This is a genomic window from Methylovulum miyakonense HT12, assembly GCF_000384075.1.
Lineage (GTDB): Bacteria > Pseudomonadota > Gammaproteobacteria > Methylococcales > Methylomonadaceae > Methylovulum > Methylovulum miyakonense.
This window is the reverse complement of the sequence record NZ_KB913025.1, coordinates 261,669-282,635: the sequence shown is the minus strand read 5'-3', so window position 1 is coordinate 282,635 and position 20,967 is coordinate 261,669. Positions and strand designations below refer to the sequence as shown.

Genomic DNA, 20,967 nt, shown 5'->3' with positions numbered 1-20,967 from the left:
TTATTGTTTTTGTTGTTGACCCGATTTACGCGCGGCGTCTGCAAACATGAGGTTTTGCAAAACCAAGCGGGTGGTTTGGATGCGCATTTGTTTTAAGTGGCGGTCAGCGATAATGCCCGGCACTTTTTGCACCAGATAAACGTCACGCATTTTAGCCAAAACCGGTTCGCACATTTTGGTGATGGTGTCGGTTGCCAAGCGGGTGTCCATCAAGGCATAAGCCGGTTTTTGCATTTCGTCGGAGACGCATATTTTATATTGGAGTGTTGCTTTCCGGATTTCCGCGATGGTTGTATCAGATAAGTTTGTATTATGCCATTCGTTTTTGGCGTCGTTAGCAAACACAGTCATGCTGCCGAGCATGAGGGCTAACAATAAAAATAGTTTGTTCATGGTATTCCTGATAAATAATGGAAAATGGAATCTAAGAATCCCCGATTTTACGCTATCGGTTTGAAAATGGATAACGGATAAAAAATCTGGCAGGATTTAAAAACCTGCCAGATTATAGTGTCACCGGGCGTTTTCCAAGGCGGCAATACGCTCTTCAAGAGGCGGATGGCTCATGAACAAACGGCTGATGCCGCCGCCATTGATGCCAAAAGCCGCCAGTTGCGCGGGCAGCGCAGTGGGCTCATGGGCACGTTGCAAAGCGCGTAATGCGGCAATCATTTTATCGCGGCCGGCAAGTTTGGCCCCGCCCGCATCCGCCCTAAATTCCCGGCGGCGGGAGAACCACATCACCAGCATTGAGGCCAAAATGCTTAAGGCAATTTGCGCGGCCATTTGCGTGATGTAATAGGCCGGGCCATAACCCCGTTCGGTTTTGAAAACGGCCCGGTCAACGACATGGCCTATCACCGTGGCAAAGAAGTAGACAAAGGTGTTGACGACGCCTTGCATTAAGGCCATGGTGACCATATCGCCGTTGGCGACATGGGTGAGCTCATGGCCGATGACGGCTTCCACTTCGTCTTCGTCCATGTTGTTCAACAAGCCGGTGCTAATCGCAACTAAGGCGCTGTCACGGCTCATGCCGGTGGCAAAGGCATTGGCTTCGGACGCCTCAAAAATACCGACTTCTGGCATACCGATACCGGCTTGTTGCGCTTGCCGGGTGACAGTTGCCAATAACCATTGTTCGGTTTGGTTTTCAGGATGGGTGATGACATGGACGCCCATCGTGCGTTTGGCTGACCATTTCGACATCGCCAACGAGATGAACGAACCGGTCATGCCAATGATGGCGGACATCATCAGTAACCCGTCCAAGTTCAGGTTGACACCCTGGGCGTCTAAAGTGCTTTTTAAGCCCAAGACATTAAAAATAAAACTGATGGCAAGCAATATCGCAGCATTGGTTGCCAGAAAAAGGAAAATGCGCATCATAGTGAAGCCCTTTTATGGTGTTGTGTTAGGTGTGAATCAGATATAGGGATTGAATGGGTGAATTCAATCGCCAATCAGAGTGATAATATAGCGTAAAGTTTATTAACGGAGGTCACCTTATGTGTTTACGTTTTTTGAAAAGCTTGTTGGCGGGTGTTTTGTTTTCGGCTTCTTGTGCCGTTTTTGCTGTGGACAACCATCAGGCGTTGCTGGATAAGCTGCATTTGCCAGAAGGTTTTAGCGTGTCGGTTTATGCCGACGGTTTGCCCAATGCGCGGAGTTTGGCATTGGGCGATAACGGCGTGGTATTTGTCGGCACTGGTAAAGAAGGTAAGGTTTATGCCGTCACTGACAGCAATGCCGACGGCCTTGCCGAACCGCACCGGCTAATAGACAGCGGCTTGGCTATGCCTAATGGGGTGGCTTATAAAGATGGCGCATTGTATGTCGCCGCGATCAACCGCATTTTGCGTTACGACGCGGTTGTCCAACATCTTGGCCATCCGCCCGCGCCTGTGGTGGTGTACGGCAAATTCCCCGAAGACAAGCACCACGGTTGGAAATACCTGCGCTTTGGGTCTGATGGCAAGCTGTATACCGCCGTCGGTGCGCCGTGCAATATCTGTAACCCCGGGCAGGACATTTACACCTCGCTGGTCAGGCTCAACCCCGATGGCAGCGGTTTGGAAATTCTGGCGCGGGGCATCCGCAACACGGTGGGTTTCGATTGGCAGCCGGAAACAGGGGCATTGTATTTCAATGACAATGGGCGTGATCATCTGGGGGATGACGTGCCGCCTGACGAACTGAACCGTTGGACAACGAAAGGCGAGCATTTTGGCTACCCGTATTGCCACGGCGGTGATATTCCGGATCCTGAATTCGCCGCCGGCAAAAAATGCGCCGACTTTACCGCACCTGTCTGGAAGTACCCCGCGCATGTGGCCCCCTTAGGGATGCGTTTTTATCAAGGAGGGCAGTTTCCGGCTGCTTACCAGGGCCAGTTGTTCGTCGCCCAGCACGGTTCATGGAACCGTACCGAGCCACAAGGTTACCGGGTCGTGTTGCTTAAGTTTGATAAACAGGGGCAGGTGGTGGCGGAAGAGGATTTTATTAGTGGCTGGTTGGACAAGGATGGCACGGTGTCAGGAAGGCCAGTCGATATCCTGGCGATGCCTGATGGCAGTTTGCTCATTAGCGATGACAAGCAGGGCTTGATTTATAAGGTTTCCTACAAGCCGACACATTGAAGTTGGGTTTTTTGTTGGCTGTTGATGATTTTTGGTATTTTAAGGTTTGAAAGCTGGTTAATGGTGTTCAAATTTTGTCCAGGTTCTGTAAGGCCTATGTTAGTATGTGGCTTTTATTACTAGATGCAATGAAGCAACGATGGATAATCTTAATGACGATTCCGCACAATATTTGATCAGCACGGTTTCCAAAAGGTCGGGTGTCAAGTCCGATCTCGTCAGGGCTTGGGAACGCCGCTATCAGGCGGTTACCCCGACCCGCACCGCTGGCGGGCATCGTGTTTACACCGCGCAAGACATTGCCCGCTTAGTGCTCCTTAACGAAGCGACCCGTCACGGGCATAGCATTAGCCAAATTGCCCGGTTACCGCTGGAAGAATTGAGGCGCTTGGTCAAAAGCGAGCAAACGGCCGCCGTTTTAACCTCCGCGCCGATTAGCGCCACCGGTAAGCGGTGCCTTGCCGAAGAATATATCGAAAAATGCTATTCGTCCGTGGTGGCTTTCGATGCCAACACGCTGGAAGCGCATTTTGAACATGCGATTGTCGAGCTGGGCACCGACGCGTTTATCGAACATTTATTGACGCCCTTATTGACTAGAATAGGCGAGCGTTGGCGTTCGGGTGAACTTAGGCCCGTGCATGAACACATGGCTTCGTCGATTATCCGTTCGCTGACTTATATCCTGCGTAACAATAACCCGGTCGCCGCTAACGCGCCGAGGATGGTTGTTTCGACGCCAATCGGGCAGTTGCATGAGTTGGGGGCGCTGCTGGCGGCGATCATTGCCGAACTGAAAGGCTGGCAAGTGACTTACCTGGGGGCGAACCTGCCCGCCGAAGAAATCGCCGCCGCCGTCCGCTTCACCAACGCGGTGGCCGTGACGCTGAGTATTAGCTTCAACAATGATGACCTGGTTATCCCAAGAGAAATCAGGCGCCTGAAAAAACTGTTGGGCACCCGCGCCGCCCTGATTGTCGGCGGCAGGGCGGCGGCGGATTATAAGGCGGTGTTGGATGAGGCCGGGGTGTTGGATGTCCAAAACTATGACCATTTCCGGGCGATTTTGGATGGCTTGGCGGCGGGCCACCAGTGCGCAACTGAGTGACGGCTTAGCGTCTGTAGAATAAGGGCGTGTAATTAGGTATAACTACTGGGTTGGATTGCGATGGGTTTTTGGCACAGCAAAAAATTGGCTGAAATGAGCCATGAAGAATGGGAGTCGTTATGCGATGGTTGCGGGCAATGCTGTTTGCACAAATTGGAAGATGAGGATACCGGGGAGGTTGCCTTAACCCGTATCGCTTGTGATTTGTTGGATTTGAAGACGTGCCGCTGCACAAATTATGGCAGGCGCGTCCAGTTGGTTTCCGAATGCCTGGATTTAAGGCAACGCGACTTTGCCGGGTACCATCACTGGTTGCCAAAGACGTGTGCTTACCGGCTGGTCGGTGAGGGCAAAGATTTGCCTGAATGGCATCCTTTGGTGTCAGGGACAAAAAACAGCGTCAAGGCGGCGGGTATGTCTGTCAGCCATTATGCCTTGAAAGCTTCCACGCTTAAGCCTTCAGAAGATTATGAAGACCATATCATCGAGTGGCTCGATTAGCTTATTCCTTGATGTTGATCACAATGCCTGCGCCGTCTACCGATTTGCGCTTTTCCGCTTCAGGTTCAGGCGATGAGATCAAACTGCCATCGAGTTGGAAGGGACGTTCTCTGGTTTTCGGTTTGGCGGCGAATAAGCCGTCAAAGGCTTTTTGTTGGTTATGGTTGGTTTCTAGGAACGACGGCTTGGTGTTTTCAGGGTTTTTAAAGGGGATGGTCAAATCCAGCGGCGGTTTGGGTGGCGGTTCTTCCGGTGCCTTGCTGGTGTCGGATTTTGCCGTTGCCGTTGGCACGTTATGATGGGATGGCTGCTTGAATCCCGTTAGCGATACCCATGAAACTGCGATTAATACCCGGATAAACAAACGATGGTTTTTCATTTTGGTTTTTCCATTTCAGTTATAAAGTATTCAGTGCTTTATTGTATAGGGAAGAAGCATAAACCCAATATCTTAAGAAGAGATTATTTTGTCCATAAAACAGAGTTTGCCCTCAGTGGCAAGGGGATAGGTCAAGGTGCTCTGCCTAATCCTTATCGAATACGCTGATGCGGGAAGGTTTGATCCGCGTATTAAACAACTTAATGCCAATGCCGCCGATTTGTTGGGCTATCAGGCTAACGGCCTGGTTAACCAGCCGCTCTCAAAGATTTTTGCCAGTGAAGATTGTTCCCGCGTGTTGCCGCCAGTTTTGGATATTGCCGATGGTTCAGTTGAATGTGGCCTGGTCACGCAAAGCAATGCACGGGTGCAAGTGTTGGTGACCGCCACCGCATTGTTTGCCCAAGAATCTGGCAAAAGTGAAATGGCCCTACTGATAACCCCTTTGGGCATGGGCCAGGCCATGGCCATCAGTGCCAGCCAATGCCAGGAAATAGGGTCGGCATTAACCGAGAGTGAAGAGCGGTTCCGGCAAATGGCTGACATGACAGGCGAGTGGTTATGGGAGCAAGACCGGAATGGCTACTATATTTATAGCAGCGGGGCCGTGCAGCAAATCTTAGGTTATACCCAGCAGGAAGTGATGGGTAAGCATTACACCCAATTTCTGACGGAGCAGAATATGGCCGACCAGAAACACTATGCCTCCAGCCAAAAACCGTTTTATGGCCTGATCAACGACCACCGCCATAAAGACGGACATCTGGTTTTTACCGAATCGACAGGGCTGCCCATCATGGATGCGGCGGGTAAGCTCATCAAATGGCGTGGGGTTGACCGCGATATTACCGCCAAAAAATACTTTCATGACGCCTTAATAGAAAGCGAAAGGCGCACCCGCCTGATCATAGAAAGCTCCACCAACGCCATTGTCATCATGGATGCCTATGGCATCATCACCGATTGGAACCGGCAATCGGAACAGATCTTCGGTTGGAGCGCCGAAGCGGCTATCGGCCAGCCTTTGGACCAGCTGATTGTGCCGCCACAATTTCGGCAAGCTTTCCGGCAGGAGCTGAAATCGTTTTTGCATACGGGCGGGAGCCCGTGGTTAAACAAATTGGTCGAGCATGTCGCCATCCGAAGCAATGGCTCGGCGTTCCCCATCGAGCTTAGCGTGTCGCCATTAAAAATCGGTAACAGTTATATTTTTAGCGGATTTATCCACGACATCACGGCGCGTAAGGTGGCTGAACAGCAAATCCGTGATGCGCAAATCACCCTGGCGATTGCCCAAAGTGAAATCAAAATAGCGCAGCAAATACAAACGTCCTTATTGCCATCCGCCCCCATACAATCAGCGCATTTTGAAGTCACTGGCTTATGCCTGCCGGCAGGTAAGGTGGGTGGCGATTATTTTGATTATTTTTATCACAACGAAAATCGCCTGGACATGGTGATTGCCGATGTGTCGGGACATTCCATCGGCCCGGCATTGTTTATGGTCGAAGCGCGGAGCGTGATCCGCACCCAAGCCAGCCATTCCGGAAAGCCGGCGGCCATTCTGGAATTGCTCAACCATTTTTTGTTTGATGACTTAAACAAGGCCGATTATTTTGTCACCGCGTTTTATTTGCAGTATGACATCAGCCAGCAACAACTCAGTTACGCCAATGCCGGGCATCCGACGCCGTTATTGCTGCGGGCAAACACAACCGAATGTGTGCGGCTGGATGCTGACGGCATGATTTTTGGCGTACGCGAAGATATTATTTTTGAAGAGAAGCGGCTGCTGCTTGGTGAGGATGATATTGTGCTGGTCTACACTGACGGCCTGACCGAAGCGGACAATGCGCAGGGCGAGTTTTTTGGCATCGGGCGCGTCAGCACGGTGTTGGTGGAACAGGCCAAGGAAAGCCCGCAAAATATTATCAATGCCATGCTCAATGCGTTGAAAGGTTTTTGTCAGCGTGACACCTTTAATGACGATATTACCTTGCTGCTTTTTAAAAGGCATTAGCCGCCAAGCCGTAGTGGCGTTACCTAAAAATAGTGATGGATCGCATAGCTATCTCGGCCGTTTTGTCGCGCCGTCATCCAACAAGGGTTGCCGGAACTCCGAAGCGGCGCCGGGGTTGGGTGACGTATTGAAGGTCCCAAAATGCCGATAGGTGCCGGAAACGTTATGGAGCGGTTGGCAAGCCCTTCCAGCGCTAGGCAGCGGGCATTTGACGGTTTGTTAGGTTCCGTAAGCCGTGCGCCAACTCGGATAACTGTGAAATAATAGCTTTTTAACCACGATATAATCAGACATTATGGCTCAATATATTTATTCCATGAACCGGGTCGGCAAAATCGTCCCGCCCAAAAAATATATACTCAAAGATATTTCCCTGTCATTTTTTCCGGGTGCGAAAATCGGTGTGCTGGGTTTGAACGGTTCCGGTAAATCGACTTTGCTAAAAATCATGGCGGGCCTTGATAAGGAAATCGAAGGCGAAGCGATCCCCCAAAAAGGCATTTATATTGGTTATTTGTCTCAGGAGCCACAACTTGATGCCAGTAAAAATGTGCGCGGCAACATTGAAGAAGCCGTCGCCCATGTCAAAACCGCATTGTCTGAACTGGATGCGGTATATGCCGCTTATGCCGAGCCTGATGCGGATTTTGACAAGCTAGCGGCAGACCAAGCGCGCCTGGAAGACATCATCAACGCGATGGACGGGCATAACCTGGACCGCAAGCTCGAAGTCGCCGCCGACGCCTTGCGTCTGCCGGATTGGGACGCCGATGTCACCACTTTGTCGGGTGGCGAAAAACGCCGGGTCGCGTTGTGCCGTTTGTTGCTGTCCAACCCTGACATGTTGTTGTTGGACGAGCCTACCAACCATTTGGATGCGGAATCGGTGGCATGGCTGGAGCGGTTCCTGCACGATTATACGGGCACTGTGGTGGCCGTGACCCATGACCGTTATTTTTTGGACAATGTCGCCGGTTGGATACTGGAATTGGACAGGGGATCCGGTATCCCTTGGGAAGGCAATTATTCCAGTTGGCTAGAACAAAAAGGGGCGCGTTTGTTGTTGGAAGAACGCCAAGAGTCTTCCCGCCAAAAAGCCATGAAGCAAGAGCTGGAATGGGTGCGCACCAACCCGAAAGGCCGCCATGCCAAAAGCAAGGCGCGTCTGGCGCGGTTTGATGAATTGTCATCGGTGGAAGTGCAAAAACGTAACGAAACCCAAGAAATTTATATTCCGCCCGGGCCGCGTTTGGGTGATGTCGTGATCGAAGCCAATAATATCAGCAAGGGCTTTGGTGACCGGTTATTGATCAATGACCTGAGCTTTAAATTGCCGCCCGGTGGCATCGTCGGCATCATCGGCCCGAACGGCGCCGGTAAGTCCACCCTGTTCCGTATGATGGCGGGCTTGGAGCAACCGGATTCGGGCACCTTGACGATGGGCCAAACCGTGCAATTGGCTTATGTGGACCAGTTGCGCGATGACATGGATGACAAGAAAACCGTTTGGGAAGAGGTGTCCGATGGTTTGGACATGATCACTGTCGGCAAATACGAAACCCCGTCACGGGCCTATTTGGGGCGTTTTAACTTCAAAGGCGGCGACCAGCAAAAACGTATCGGTGACTTGTCCGGAGGTGAGCGTAACCGCGTGCATTTGGCTAAGTTGCTGAAAACCGGTGGCAATGTCCTGTTGCTTGACGAGCCGACCAACGATTTGGACGTGGAAACCTTACGGGCCTTGGAAGAAGCCCTGTTGGCCTTTCCGGGTTGCGCCGTGGTCATTTCGCATGACCGCTGGTTTTTGGACCGGATCGCCACCCATATGCTGGCATTTGAAGGCGACAGCCAGGTTGTCTGGTTTGAAGGCAACTATCAGGATTACGAAGCGGACCGCCATCGCCGTTTAGGCAGTGACGCCGACAACCCAAAACGCTTGAAATATAAGAAATTAGCGTGACCAAAAACGGGCGGCAGGGTTGGCCGGAAAAAAACAAAGTTTAGGGAGGGTTGGTTGGAGTGTCAGTTTTATTTACATTTTATTGGCTGATGGTAAAGGAAACAACTAAAAGTGCCCTATATAACAATAAGTTGATTTTTTGGTATGTAAGTTGCTTTATGCATTATAGGGTAGCCCCTTTCCAACCAAACAGCTTTTCTTAAAGAGGATAAAAAAATGAATAGTAAATTTAAAACCCTGTCGGCCAGCCTGTTGCTGGCGGGCACATTGGGTTTGGCAAACCAAGCACATGCGTTAAATATTGATACATTTAACACTACAACACAGTTCCTGGCCAGCCCTGTTGCTGTCTCTGGCTCTCAAGTGGCGGCCCCTGAAGCTATCGGTGGCTTCCGTAAATTAGACATACAAAGCACCAATGGCTTTACCACTATAGCGGCAAACACCAGCCCCAATTTTGGCTCCCTGACGGTCAGCAATAACACCAATGTCATTTCAACAACGTCCGTGCTTTGGAACGCTAATAACGGTACTTTTGGTGGTTTGGGCGGCGTTGATTTGACTGACGGCGGCGCATCCACTGCGTTGCTGCTGGGCATATCCAGCATTGATGTGGGCCTTGTGAGCATCAAATTTGATATTAAAGACACGCTCGCCCAAGGTGGGGATATCGCCAGCTTGACGTTGTCCGGACTGAACGTGGGTCTCCAAACTTTTTTGTTTAGTTCATTCACTAACTACGCGGCTGTGGACTTTACCAAGATACAACGGATTCAAATGACAATCATCGCAGGTATATCCTCTGATTTGGCATTGGATTTGGTCGAAACTAACCGGGAGTTGCCAGAACCTTCCAGTTTGGTTCTGATGGGGTTGGGTTTGGCTGGGTTATCTTGTTTCCGTAAAAGAAAAAATGCTTAATTGATTGCCTAGTTCTCTGGTTTTAACAAAAAAGCCGCTCATTGAGCGGCTTTTTTGTTTTTAGGGGCGCCTTCCGGTAAGAGGGGGTTACGGGTGCGGCAATAATCGCCGCTTTTTGGAAGGTGTCAATAAACCTGACAGTTGGCATGGCTGTTTTGGGTTTGCGGGTAAACACATTGGCCGCCGGATGTTAAACGTCCGTCCTTCCGGCAATACTGGCGCGCTTGTTGTGCCTTCCTGGGCAGGATAATCTTGGCATCCTGCGTTTGCGTGGCTTCCACATCGTTATCGCTTGCCGCTCAGGTGTAAGCCGTTCCCTAATATATTCGCCGCACATATAGGGGATGAATCAGTTATAATCCACCGTTTTTGGGTACAGCAGTCAGGCGGCATGTCAGAAAACCATTCAGAACTTAAACGGCGGCGCACGTTCGCCATCATCTCCCATCCCGATGCGGGCAAAACTACCATTACTGAAAAACTCTTGCTGTTTGGCGGTGCGATCCAGTTGGCGGGTTCGGTCAAAGGCCGTAAAGCGGCACGCCATGCCACTTCCGATTGGATGGAAATGGAAAAGGAGCGGGGCATTTCGGTGACCACCTCGGTCATGCAGTTTGAACACAAAGACGCCATCATCAACCTGCTCGACACCCCCGGCCACGAGGATTTTTCCGAAGACACCTACCGCACCTTGACGGCGGTGGATTCCGCGCTGATGGTCATTGACGTGGCAAAAGGCGTGGAAGAGCGCACCATCAACCTGATGGAAGTCTGCCGGTTGCGCACCACGCCGATCCTGACTTTCATCAACAAGCTTGACCGTGAAGGCCGCGAGCCGATTGAGTTGTTGGACGAAGTGGAAAATGTCCTGAAAATCCAATGCGCCCCGATCACCTGGCCTATCGGCATGGGCAAACGCTTTAAAGGCGTCTATCATTTGTACAAAGATGAAATCCATCTGTTCAGCGCCCAACATGGCGGCAGGATTGCCGAAGCGGAAGTGATCAAAGGCTTGCATAATACCAAGCTGGACGATTTGTTGGGCGACCAGGCCGCAGAATTGCGCGATGAGATTGATTTGGTCAAAGGCGCCAGCCATGAGTTCGATTTGGACGCCTATTTGGCAGGCAAGCTCAGTCCGGTGTTTTTCGGTTCGGCGATCAACAATTTCGGGATTTTGGAATTGCTCGACGCGTTTGCCGAATACGCGCCGTCGCCCAGGCCACGCGAAGCCGAACAACGCACTGTCGATCCGGAAGAAGACAAGTTCACGGGGTTTGTTTTTAAGGTGCAGGCGAATATGGATCCTGCGCACCGTGACCGCATCGCCTTTTTGCGGGTCTGTTCCGGAAAATTTGATAAAGGCATGAAAATCCACCACGTCCGTTTGGGCAAAGCGGTGCAGGTGTCCAATGCGCTCACGTTCCAAGCCGACTCGCGGAAAGCGGTGGAAGAAGCTTATCCAGGTGATATTATCGGCCTCCATAATCACGGTACGATCCAGGTCGGCGACACTTTTACGCAAGGTGAAATTTTAAAATTCGGCGGCATCCCGTATTTTGCACCGGAACTGTTCCGCCGGGTGGTGCTCAAAGACCCGTTACGCGCCAAAGCCCTGCAAAAAGGTTTGGTGCAATTGACCGAAGAAGGCGCGACCCAGCTGTTCCGCCCGTTAAAAAACAACGATTTGATTTTGGGCGCGGTCGGGGTGTTGCAGTTTGATGTCACTGCGTTCCGTTTGAAAGCCGAATACAATGTCGAATGTGTGTACGATGCCATCCCCATCTCCACCGTCCGGTGGGTCAGTTCCGACAAACCCGCCAAATTGGAAGAATTCAAGAAGAAAGCCTTTGATAATCTTGCCGAAGACGGCGGTGGGTATTTGGTGTATGTGGCCAATAGCCGCGTCAATTTGCAGCTGACCGAAGAACGGTGGCCGGATATTCACTTTAGTGCGACGCGGGAATTATAGCCGCAAGGCAAGATTTATGCCCTGCGGGATACTGAGTGGTCTTGATTGTAAACTGATCGGGTTCTGGCTTGATGGGTGGCATTGAAAAATGCGGAAATGCCCAAAGACTAGGGCATTATGAGGATAACGGCTAAAATAAATCTGTTGGGCTATCTATTCAGTTTTCTTAATCCATAAATTCCTAAACTATGTCTGAACAACAAAGCGACGCACAAACAGCTTTAAGTAAACTCAAAACATTTATTAACCAGCAAGTGATCGGCCAGGATGTGCTGGTTGAGCGTATGTTGATCGGCCTGTTGGCGGACGGGCATATCCTGGTTGAAGGTGCGCCAGGCCTCGCCAAAACCCGTGCCATCAATATCCTCAGCAAAGGTATCCAAGGTGATTTCCACCGTGTCCAGTTTACGCCTGACTTATTGCCTGCCGACTTGACCGGTACGGAGATTTACCGGCCGCAACAGGGTTCGTTTGAATTCCAAAAAGGCCCGCTCTTCCACAATTTGATACTGGCTGACGAAATCAACCGTGCCCCCGCCAAAGTGCAGGCCGCATTACTCGAAGCGATGGCGGAACGGCAAATTACGGTAGGGCAGGCGACCTACCCTTTGCCCGGCCTGTTCATGGTGATGGCGACCCAAAACCCCATAGAGCAAGAAGGCACGTATCCCTTACCGGAAGCCCAACTTGACCGTTTCTTGCTGCATGTCAAAGTCGATTACCCTAATGCCGAACATGAAAAGGCCATCCTGCATTTGGTTAGGACTGAAGCGCGGCAAACGGCGCAGGCTAAAGCCGAGCCCTTTGTCGCGGTTAGCCAAGCGGCATTATTTGCAGCCAGGAATGAAGTGCTGGATTTGTACATGGCGGATAATTTGGAAACCTATTTGTTGCAAATCATTTTGGCGACCCGCAATCCGCAAGCGTATGGGGATGATTTGGCGGGTTGGTTGCAATACGGTGCCAGCCCTCGTGCCAGCATTGCCTTAGACCGTTGCGCACGCGCCAAGGCGTGGTTGTCACAACGTGATTTTGTCGCGCCGGAAGATATTCAGGACATGGCTTTTGATGTGCTGCGCCACCGTTTGATTTTATCTTATGAAGCCGAAGCCGAAGGCATCACCACCGACCATTTCATTAAAGAGCTGATAGCCAGAATCGCTGTGCCTTGATGTTAGCCAAAAAACCATTAGCCACCGCAAACCCTAAAGTTACCGTCTCCTTAGCCAGCCTGATAGATTTGGCTGGTTTTGCCGCGCGTATCAAGTTGCATAACCCGCAGTTCCGCGCGAAGCAAAGCGGGGGGTATGTCTCGCGCTTTAAAGGGCGCGGTATGGAGTTTGAGGAGGCCAGGATTTATCAGGCGGGTGACGATATCCGTAGCATCGACTGGCGCGTGACCGCCCGTACAGGTACGGCGCATACGAAAATCTTCCGTGAGGAACGCGAGAAGCCCGTGTTTATTTCCGTGGATAACCGCGCCGCCATGCAGTTCGCCACCCGTGGCGTGTTCAAATCAGTGTTGGCGGCTAAATTGGCCGGATTGTTGGCATGGACAGCCCAGCAGCAAGGTGACCGCATCGGCGGGCAATTGTTTTCCGAGCAATTTTGCCGTGAATTAAAGCCGCAAAACGGCAGGCAGGCGGTCTTGCGGTTCTTGGACGCCTTAGTTAAGGGGGGGGGATGGCCGGATAACGCCAATCCATCCAGCATGTCTTTGGAACATGTTCTGGCGAGGTTGACCCACCATACCCGCCCCGGCAGCCTGGTTTATTTCATCAGTGATTTTCGCGGCCTTAACGCGCAAGCGGAAATCCATCTGGCCAAGTTGGCGGAACATTGTGATGTGGTGTTGGTGTTTGTTTACGATGCCTTAGAAAGGCGCTTGCCTGCCAATAAGGGGCGTTACCGGTTTACTGACCAAGAACGCGAAGTGATTATCGATAGTGCGGATGAACAACGCCTATCCGCATACCAACAGCATTTTACTGACCGGCAACAACGGTTGGAGCTATTGGCCAATAAAAGGGGGCTGGCATTGATCCAATGCAGCACTACCGAAGACCCGATACAGTGCTTAAGATGAAAAACGTTTTTCGATGACATTATGCAAGCCACGCAACTAGAACTCAGGGACATCCATTTACCCGAAGCCATTGGTTGGTGGCCGCCGGCTGTAGGCTGGTGGTTGTTGGCCGTGGTGATAGCGGGGCTAGTGGTTTTTTTGTACGGGTTATATAAACGCTTGACCCGCAAAACCGCTGTCAAAAATGCGAGAACGCTTTTGTTGGCCATTAAAAATAACCGGGACTTGGATAACGCACAGAAACTTTGTGAACTGTCCATACTTTTGCGGCGTGTTTCAATGAGCATTTCGCCGCGTAGCGATGTGGCAAGTTTGACGGGCCGCGCATGGTTGGCTTTTCTTGACAGCCAGCTTAAGGATTCTAGGTTTAGTTCGGGGATAGGCGTCCTGCTTGCCGACGCGCCTTATCGGCAAAAGCCATTGTCGGACGCCGAGACCGCGGAATTGGTCAAGCTCTGCGAAGACTGGCTTAAGCACTGCACCCCGCCAGTCCGGCAGGGAGCAATCCACATGAAAAAAACGTTATGATCCATTTGGAATGGCCTTGGCTGTTGGCTGCTTTGCCCTTGCCTTTAGCCGTCCGTTGGCTACTGCCAGCGCATCAGGTGGTGGAGCAGGCGGCTTTAAAAGTCCCTTTTTTAGATGATTTCACCGGTGGCGAAACCGCCGTCGTTTCCCGTCAGAAATGGCTGTTAGGGATGGCGGGCATCGCTTGGTGCTTTTTCATTTTGGCTTGTGCCCGTCCGCAGTGGTTGGGCGAACCGGTTGAGCAGGCGGTCAGCGGGCGCGACCTGATGCTGGCGGTGGATTTGTCTGGCAGTATGGAAGCGCAAGACTTTTTTCTGAATAAGGAACCTGTTGATCGCTTGACGGCCGCCAAGTCGGTTGCGGGTGATTTTATTAACCGCCGGGTTGGTGACCGCATCGGTTTGATCCTGTTTGGTAGCCAAGCTTACTTGCAAACGCCGCTGACGTTCGACCGGAAAACCGTCATTACGTTGTTGAACGAGTCCGCATTAGGCTTGGCGGGTGACAACACCGCCATTGGCGATGCCATAGGTTTGGCGGTCAAACGTTTGGCGCAGCAGCCTGAAAATAGCCGGGTATTAATTTTGATGACCGATGGCGCCAATACGGCGGGTGAGGTCACGCCGCTGAAAGCGGCGGAATTGGCGAAAGCCAAAAATTTAAAGATTTACACCATAGGCATAGGTGCGGATGAAATGATTGTGCGCAGCTTTTTTGGTAGCCGCAAAGTCAACCCTTCGGTGGATTTGGACGAAGGCGCTTTGGTCAAGATCGCCGAAAGCACCGGGGGCAAATATTTCCGTGCCCGTAACGCCGAAGAATTGAACAACATTTATTTGCTGCTTGATGAGCTGGAACCCATTGAAAAAGACAAGCAATATTATCGCCCAAGCAGCGAGCTGTTTTATTGGCCGTTGTCGGTTGCGTTGGGGTTGGTGGCTTGGCTTTGTGCCGTGCGGGTGAGGTTATGACGGGGATCGCTGATTTTCATTTTATCAGGCCGTTCATGTTGCTGGCCTTGTTGCCGGCGATAGTGTTGCTGGTTTTGCTATGGCGGAGCAAATTGGGGCAAGGGGTATGGGCATCGGTTTGTGATGAGGACTTGTTGCCGTATTTATTGCAGGAAAAATCGGTGAAACCGACACGGGCCTTGTTGATGACCGGGGCGGTTGCGGCTTTTTTGGCGATCACCGCCTTGGCCGGGCCGACTTGGCAGCGCTTGCCTGCACCTGCCTTTAGGAATATGTCGGCCTTGGTCATTGCGCTGGATTTGTCACGGTCTATGGATGCCCAAGACATAAAACCCAGCCGTTTGGTCCGGGCGCGTTACAAGATATCTGACCTGCTAAAACAGCGCAAAGACGGGCAGGCCGCATTATTGGTCTACGCAGGCGCGGCTTTTACGGTGACCCCGCTGACGGATGACACCCAAACTATCGACAGCCAATTGTCCGCATTAACCACAGGGATGATGCCCCGCGCAGGCAGCAACACCGTGGCCGTCCTCGACCAAGCGGTGGCCTTGTTCAAACAAGCGGGTTTGCCAAAAGGGCAAATAGTCCTGGTCACCGATGGTGTGGATATTGAAACCGTATTGCCGGCGGTGAATGCCTTGGATGGCTATGAATTGTCCATTTTGGGTGTCGGCACCCCCGATGGGGCGCCTATTCCTGATGTCAATGGCGGTTTTGTTAAAAATGCCCAGGGCACCATCATTATCCCCAAATTGGATGCCAATGGTTTGGCACAATTGGCGCAAGCGGGCCATGGGGTTTATCAGACCATCACGGCGGACGACACTGACATACGCGCTTTGCTGGCACGGTTAGGCCAAGCTGTCCAGCAAGGCGGACAAACCAATGGCAATGTCGTCGTCGAATTATGGGATGACAAAGGCCCGTGGTTGTTGCTGTTCGCACTGCCTTTAGTGGCAATGAATTTTAGGAAAGGCGTATTGGCGATTGCGTTTTGTTTGTCGATACCGTTCCCTAACGACAGTTATGCTTTGGGATGGCAGGATTTATGGCAGACGCCAGACCAGCAGGCGCAAACAAAATATCAGCGGCAGCAGTTTGCCCAGTCGGCAGAGCAATTTGCCGATCCACAATGGAAGGCGTCAGCCTATTATAAGGCGGGTGAATATGGTAAGGCCCTCAAAGCATACCAGGCTGCGCCGCAACCGGAGAGCAGCGATTATTTTTATAACCAAGCCAATGCCTTAGCCCGTTCCGGACAATTGGAAGAGGCTTTAAAAGCTTACGGCCAAGCCTTGGTGATTGACCCAAAAAATGCTGATGCCCAATACAATAGGGACATTGTGGCCAAGGCGCTCGAAAAACAGCAGCAAGAACAAAAGAAACAGCAAGGCCAGCAATCGCAGCAAAAAGACGCTAAACAAACGGCTGATGGGAACCCAACTGGGGATCAAAAAAAACCAGATGGGCAGGACGGCGACGATAGCAGCCAGAAACCTGAGCCAAAGCCGGAGCGTCCGGATCCGGCGGCCTCTGGGCCGCAACAACAGGAAAAACAAAAGCCGCAGGAAGCCAAAGGCCAGGCTGAAAAGCCGGAACCGGCAAGCGGAACCGCTGAAGGCGGACATGAAAAACCTCCGGTGAAACCCGAAGATAAGGCGCAACCCGCGCTTAATGTTGAATCAACCGAACAACAGCAAGCGAATGAGCAATGGCTGAAGAGAATCCCGGATGATCCGGCCGGGCTATTGAGGCGGAAATTCAAATATCAATATAAGCAGCGAAACCCAAACGACGGGAGCGACGAGGAGGGTTGGTGAGTTGGCCCGACAGCTTAGCGGCTTAATTAAAGACAGTCTGGAGCCGGAAAATACGCTGGCTTATGCCAGAAAATGGAATTTATCTTTTTGCAATGGTTTTGCTAAGTCAATCTGTTGCTTACGGTTTTTAGCCGGGGGCGCCCTAAAAGTAGGCTGCGCCAAAAATAAAGCTGGCCGGTTTCAAGGTAATAATACCGGAGAAAATGTTAATTACTTCCATGTGCCAGGAGCCTAGATGAGTAAAAATACCCATAATCCTTTAAAGCTATGCGTTGAGGTCTCGTTGTTGTTGGCCTGGGGTATAACGGCTGGTGTGAAGGCCGACTCTAAGTTGCCGGATACCTTGGCAAGGGTTAAACCAAGCATAGTCGCAGTAGGGACTTACTTGCCCAAGCGGAGCCCCCGGGCAAACTTTTTAGGCACAGGGTTTGTGGTGGGGCAGGGTAACCTGGTCGTCACCAACGCGCATGTTGTCCCTGAGTTGTTGGATATTGAACATTTAGAGAAAATGGCTATTTTTTATCGGCAGGGCAATGATGAAAAAATGCAGACGGCCACCGAAGTTGCAGTGGATAAAGACCATGATTTGGCCGTGTTGAAGATAGCCGAACCGTTGCCCGCTCTTAAATTGGGTGATGCGGCCTTAGTCAAAGAAGGTCAGGTCTATGCCTTCACAGGTTACCCCATAGGCATGGTGCTGGGGCTTTATCCGGTCACCCATAGGGGGATGGTTTCTGCGATTACCCCTAATGCCATTCCGACACTCAGGGCCGGACAAATCAACCCCAAATTACTTAGACGGTTGGACGCCCCGTATAATGTTTTCCAACTGGATGCGACAGCTTATCCAGGCAATAGTGGCAGCCCCCTTTATGATGCTGATAACGGCAATGTGGTCGGCGTTATTGATAAGGTCTTCGTACAGGAAAGCAAAGAAAATTTGTTATCCAACCCCAGCGGCATTTCTTATGCAATCCCGGTTGATTATGTGACCAGCCTACTCAAAGATAAAAACCTACATTGATTGTCGCGCTTGCCAATTTCCAAAAACCTTTAAAGGGAAGACTGTGATCCGTATTTTTCGACACTATATATCAAGGGCTTATTTATCGCTTTTGTTGATTGAGTTTGTGGTTTTTTTTAGTGCGATGTATTTTGGGATTACCGCCCCTGTGTTAACGGCAGCGTCCTGGTACAGCGATTATGGGATTATTGTTTCCAGCACCGTTTTTGGCTGCGTCCTAACCTTGTCTTGCGCCGCAATGGGTTTGTATCGCCGGAGTTTAAGCCTCCAAGATTACAATCTTTTGGCCCGTACTTGCGTCAGTTTTGTCCTCGCGGTCATTATCCTGGCGCTCATTTATTATTTCATCCCGGAATTTTTGATCGGGCGTAGTGTGCTGGCGGTAGCTATCTTCTTTGCCTTGGTCGGTATCTTTATAACCCGGGAATTATTTTATAAGTTTGCGAACCTGGAAAAATTTAAAAAACGGGTGCTGGTGATTGGCAGTGGCACGAAAGCCAGTAAATTAAGTGACATCAATAATAGCTTCATACACAAAAGCTTTAAGATCGTTGGTTTTGTCAGCTTTCCTGGCGAGCAAGTCGCGGTTGATGAGCTGTTGGTTAACTATTATGAAAACAACGATATCCGTGCTGTTGCGGAGGGTTTGAAAGCCGATGAACTGGTGGTCGCCCTGGATGATAACCGCCGTTTCATGCCGCTTAACGGTTTGCTGGATTGCAAAATGTCCGGGCTGAAAGTGATTGATATGGTCAGTTTTTACGAGCGTGAACAAGGCATTATTTCCTTAGAAAACACTTATCCTGGTTGGCTGATTTTTAGCGATGGTTTTGCGCAAGGCGGTTTACGGGCATGGGAAAAGCGTTTATTTGATTTATTCGCGAGTTCTTTGTTGCTGGTCGTCACTTGGCCCGTCATGTTACTGGCCACCCTGGCCATTTTTTTGGAAAGCGGGGGGAATGGCACGATATTCTATCGCCAGATCCGGGTGGGTGAAGATGGCAGGAACTTCGAAGTGTTGAAGTTTAGGAGCATGAGGAATGATGCTGAAAAAAATGGTGTGCAATGGGCGCAAGCCAAGGACAGCCGGGTCACCGCAGTGGGGGGGGTCATTAGAAAATTCCGCATTGATGAATTGCCGCAAATTTTTAATGTGTTCAGCGGGCAGATGAGTTTTGTCGGCCCACGTCCGGAAAGGCCTGAATTTGTCAATGGGTTTGAGGAAAGGATCCCTTATTATCGTGAAAGGCATCGTGTTAAGCCCGGCATTACTGGTTGGGCGCAATTATGTTATCCCTATGGTGCCAGTGAAGATGATACCATTCAGAAACTCCAGTACGACTTATACTATGTTAAAAACTACAGCTTATTCCTGGATATATCCATTATGTTCAATACCGTTGAAGTGGTATTGTGGGGCAAAGGGGCGCGTTAATGATGCCTTACATTTGCCTAATGGTTGGACTAGGGCATTAATCGGCCTGGCGCTGGTTTTAGCCGTTTCATTAGCTGTTTTTTTTGACACATGGTCTTCAATTACTGAGATTTGGGCCCGTTCTAAGACTTATACGCATGGCTACGTGATCGCCCCAATTAGCCTTTGGTTAATCTGGTCACGGAGATATTATTATCTTCAGTTATCACCAGCGGTGTCTTACCTCGCTTTTGCGGGAATTATATCCTGCGGTTTTATATGGTTGAGCGCCGATTTAATCCATATTGTGGTTATCAAGCAATTGGCCGTTGTTGGCATGTTGGTAAGCGGTTTTTGGCTAATATTAGGGAATACGGTATCCCTCAGCATGTCGTTTCCCTTGCTTTTCCTTTTTTTTATGGTGCCTATGGGCGAGGAACTTATCCCGGCACTTATAGAGTTTACCACGACATTTACCGTTAAATTGCTTAGGGCCAGCGGTTTGGCGGTTTACCGCGACGGCAATTTTTTTACTTTAACATCAGGCAGTTGGTCGGTTATAGAAGCGTGTAGCGGGATTAGCTATTTGATAGCCTCCATTACCTTGGGTTTTGTTTTCGCCTATTTGAATTACGCGTATTTTTGGAAGCGGGCGTTATTCATGTTGCTGAGTTGCATTGTCCCCATTATTGCCAATGGCCTACGTGCCTATATGATAGTCATGATCGGCCACCTTAGCGATATGACCTTAGCGGTAGGTGTGGACCATCTCGTTTATGGCGGGGTCTTTTTTGGCCTGGTTATGCTGTTGCTATTTTATCTGGGGTCTTTTTGGCGTGACCCCCCTTTTACGCCCATCTCAATTGTCACCAAAAAAACGGTTAAACAAAGCGTTAACCCTATGCTGTTGGCAATAGTGGCATTTACACTATTGTCCGGGTTGTGGCCATTAGTGTCACCTTGGTTGTTGGATAAACAGGCCGTTAACGGTTTACCTATTTATGTATTAAAATCGGGGCCGGACGGTTGGCATCCGGTAGAAAACCCAAACTGGATTTGGGTGCCCCAATTTGACCAGGCGGTCGACCATAAAATTAGCTTTTATAGCAATGGTAAAGACATAATAGGCCTGTACCGCGCCAGTTTCGGTAAAGAAGCCCAAGGTGCGGAATTGGTCAATTCTGAGAATATGCTGATCAGGCCTATTGACTTTAAGCGCTTGCGTTCGGTAAATATTGGCCCTGCGCAATTGGCGGAGGATGCGGGTATGGGTCTGCCGGTCAATTCGACGCTGATAAAAGGTGCGGAAGCGACCGTTTTAGCACTGGATTGGTATCAAATAGGTGGCCAAATCACCACTAACCGGTATTGGGTCAAATGGCGGCAGTTAGTTAAACGCTTAACGGGTAATGCCGCACCTGAATTAGAGGTGGTCTTATGGACACAATCGTCGGACAGGGACTATCGGCCTGCGGGACGTGTGCTAACAAGTTTCTTGGTGGATTTTATGAAGCAAAATAATTTGTCATCCGGTTCATAATGCCAAACCTATTTAGGATCGGTAGTCCTGGGATATCCAATAGTTGCAGGTTTGACGCCCTAAACGATGCCTTAAAAGCTT

The 20,967-nt window shown here is 50.5% G+C and carries 18 protein-coding genes; 15 read left to right on the top strand and 3 right to left on the bottom strand.

Features of this window, described 5'->3' with window-relative positions; all coding sequences use genetic code 11:
- Together METMI_RS0101365 and htpX are read right to left on the bottom strand one after the other, a co-directional pair.
- Entirely contained in the window at window positions 1-393 is a 393-nt protein-coding gene (locus METMI_RS0101365; protein ID WP_019864380.1) for a hypothetical protein, read from the bottom strand.
- 120 nt (window positions 394-513) lie between these two features.
- The gene (gene htpX / locus METMI_RS0101360; RefSeq protein ID WP_019864378.1) at window positions 514-1,389 is read right to left on the bottom strand and encodes a protease HtpX; all 876 of its coding nucleotides are present in this window, start codon (window positions 1,387-1,389) and stop codon (window positions 514-516) included.
- A 119-nt stretch (window positions 1,390-1,508) separates the two neighbouring features.
- On the opposite strand from htpX, the gene METMI_RS0101355 reads away from it, so the two are divergent.
- The 3 genes from METMI_RS0101355 (at window position 1,509) to METMI_RS0101345 (ending at window position 4,248) form a co-directional block, all read left to right on the top strand.
- The gene (locus METMI_RS0101355) at window positions 1,509-2,639 is read left to right on the top strand and encodes a PQQ-dependent sugar dehydrogenase (protein ID WP_019864377.1); all 1,131 of its coding nucleotides are present in this window, start codon (window positions 1,509-1,511) and stop codon (window positions 2,637-2,639) included.
- Window positions 2,640-2,778: 139 nt separating this feature from the next.
- Window positions 2,779-3,747 (top strand): MerR family transcriptional regulator, encoded by a 969-nt coding sequence (locus METMI_RS0101350; protein ID WP_019864376.1) that lies wholly within the window; start codon window positions 2,779-2,781, stop codon window positions 3,745-3,747.
- Between the two features lie 60 nt (window positions 3,748-3,807).
- Entirely contained in the window at window positions 3,808-4,248 is a 441-nt protein-coding gene (locus METMI_RS0101345) for a YcgN family cysteine cluster protein (RefSeq protein ID WP_019864375.1), read from the top strand.
- A gap of 1 nt (window position 4,249) precedes the next feature.
- Here METMI_RS0101345 and METMI_RS0101340 read toward each other — a convergent pair whose 3' ends face one another.
- Window positions 4,250-4,627, bottom strand: coding sequence for a hypothetical protein (locus METMI_RS0101340; protein ID WP_019864374.1), 378 nt, complete (start codon window positions 4,625-4,627; stop codon window positions 4,250-4,252).
- Window positions 4,628-4,763: 136 nt separating this feature from the next.
- Between METMI_RS0101340 and METMI_RS0101335 the strand changes: the two genes are divergently transcribed.
- From METMI_RS0101335 to xrtA, 12 genes are all read left to right on the top strand, one after another.
- Window positions 4,764-6,647 (top strand): SpoIIE family protein phosphatase, encoded by a 1,884-nt coding sequence (locus tag METMI_RS0101335; RefSeq protein WP_019864372.1) that lies wholly within the window; start codon window positions 4,764-4,766, stop codon window positions 6,645-6,647.
- Window positions 6,648-6,942: 295 nt separating this feature from the next.
- Window positions 6,943-8,607, top strand: a complete 1,665-nt coding sequence (ettA, locus tag METMI_RS0101330; protein WP_029151419.1) for an energy-dependent translational throttle protein EttA — start codon at window positions 6,943-6,945, stop codon at window positions 8,605-8,607.
- Between the two features lie 216 nt (window positions 8,608-8,823).
- Window positions 8,824-9,528: a PEP-CTERM sorting domain-containing protein gene (locus METMI_RS0101325; RefSeq protein ID WP_019864370.1), complete on the top strand. Its 705-nt coding sequence runs from the start codon at window positions 8,824-8,826 to the stop codon at window positions 9,526-9,528.
- A 391-nt stretch (window positions 9,529-9,919) separates the two neighbouring features.
- Window positions 9,920-11,500 carry a peptide chain release factor 3 gene (locus METMI_RS0101315; RefSeq protein WP_019864368.1) on the top strand — a complete coding sequence of 527 codons (1,581 nt, stop codon included), beginning with the start codon at window positions 9,920-9,922 and terminating at the stop codon, window positions 11,498-11,500.
- A 188-nt stretch (window positions 11,501-11,688) separates the two neighbouring features.
- Window positions 11,689-12,672, top strand: coding sequence for an AAA family ATPase (locus METMI_RS0101310; protein WP_019864367.1), 984 nt, complete (start codon window positions 11,689-11,691; stop codon window positions 12,670-12,672).
- Window positions 12,672-13,586, top strand: a complete 915-nt coding sequence (locus METMI_RS0101305) for a DUF58 domain-containing protein (protein ID WP_019864366.1) — start codon at window positions 12,672-12,674, stop codon at window positions 13,584-13,586. The genes METMI_RS0101310 and METMI_RS0101305 overlap by 1 nt, the downstream gene beginning before the upstream one ends.
- Window positions 13,587-13,607: 21 nt before the next feature.
- Window positions 13,608-14,114: a DUF4381 domain-containing protein gene (locus METMI_RS22905; protein WP_019864365.1), complete on the top strand. Its 507-nt coding sequence runs from the start codon at window positions 13,608-13,610 to the stop codon at window positions 14,112-14,114.
- Window positions 14,111-15,085 (top strand): vWA domain-containing protein, encoded by a 975-nt coding sequence (locus tag METMI_RS0101295; protein WP_019864364.1) that lies wholly within the window; start codon window positions 14,111-14,113, stop codon window positions 15,083-15,085. The genes METMI_RS22905 and METMI_RS0101295 overlap by 4 nt, the downstream gene beginning before the upstream one ends.
- Window positions 15,082-16,908: a VWA domain-containing protein gene (locus METMI_RS0101290; RefSeq protein WP_019864362.1), complete on the top strand. Its 1,827-nt coding sequence runs from the start codon at window positions 15,082-15,084 to the stop codon at window positions 16,906-16,908. Before METMI_RS0101295 ends, METMI_RS0101290 begins: the two co-directional genes overlap by 4 nt.
- 235 nt (window positions 16,909-17,143) lie before the next feature.
- Entirely contained in the window at window positions 17,144-17,932 is a 789-nt protein-coding gene (locus METMI_RS0101280) for a S1 family peptidase (protein ID WP_019864359.1), read from the top strand.
- Window positions 17,933-17,975: 43 nt separating this feature from the next.
- The gene (locus tag METMI_RS0101275; protein ID WP_019864358.1) at window positions 17,976-19,367 is read left to right on the top strand and encodes a TIGR03013 family XrtA/PEP-CTERM system glycosyltransferase; all 1,392 of its coding nucleotides are present in this window, start codon (window positions 17,976-17,978) and stop codon (window positions 19,365-19,367) included.
- Window positions 19,282-20,886 carry an exosortase A gene (xrtA, locus tag METMI_RS22900; protein WP_083930137.1) on the top strand — a complete coding sequence of 535 codons (1,605 nt, stop codon included), beginning with the start codon at window positions 19,282-19,284 and terminating at the stop codon, window positions 20,884-20,886. The genes METMI_RS0101275 and xrtA overlap by 86 nt, the downstream gene beginning before the upstream one ends.
- Window positions 20,887-20,967: the final 81 nt, after the last annotated feature.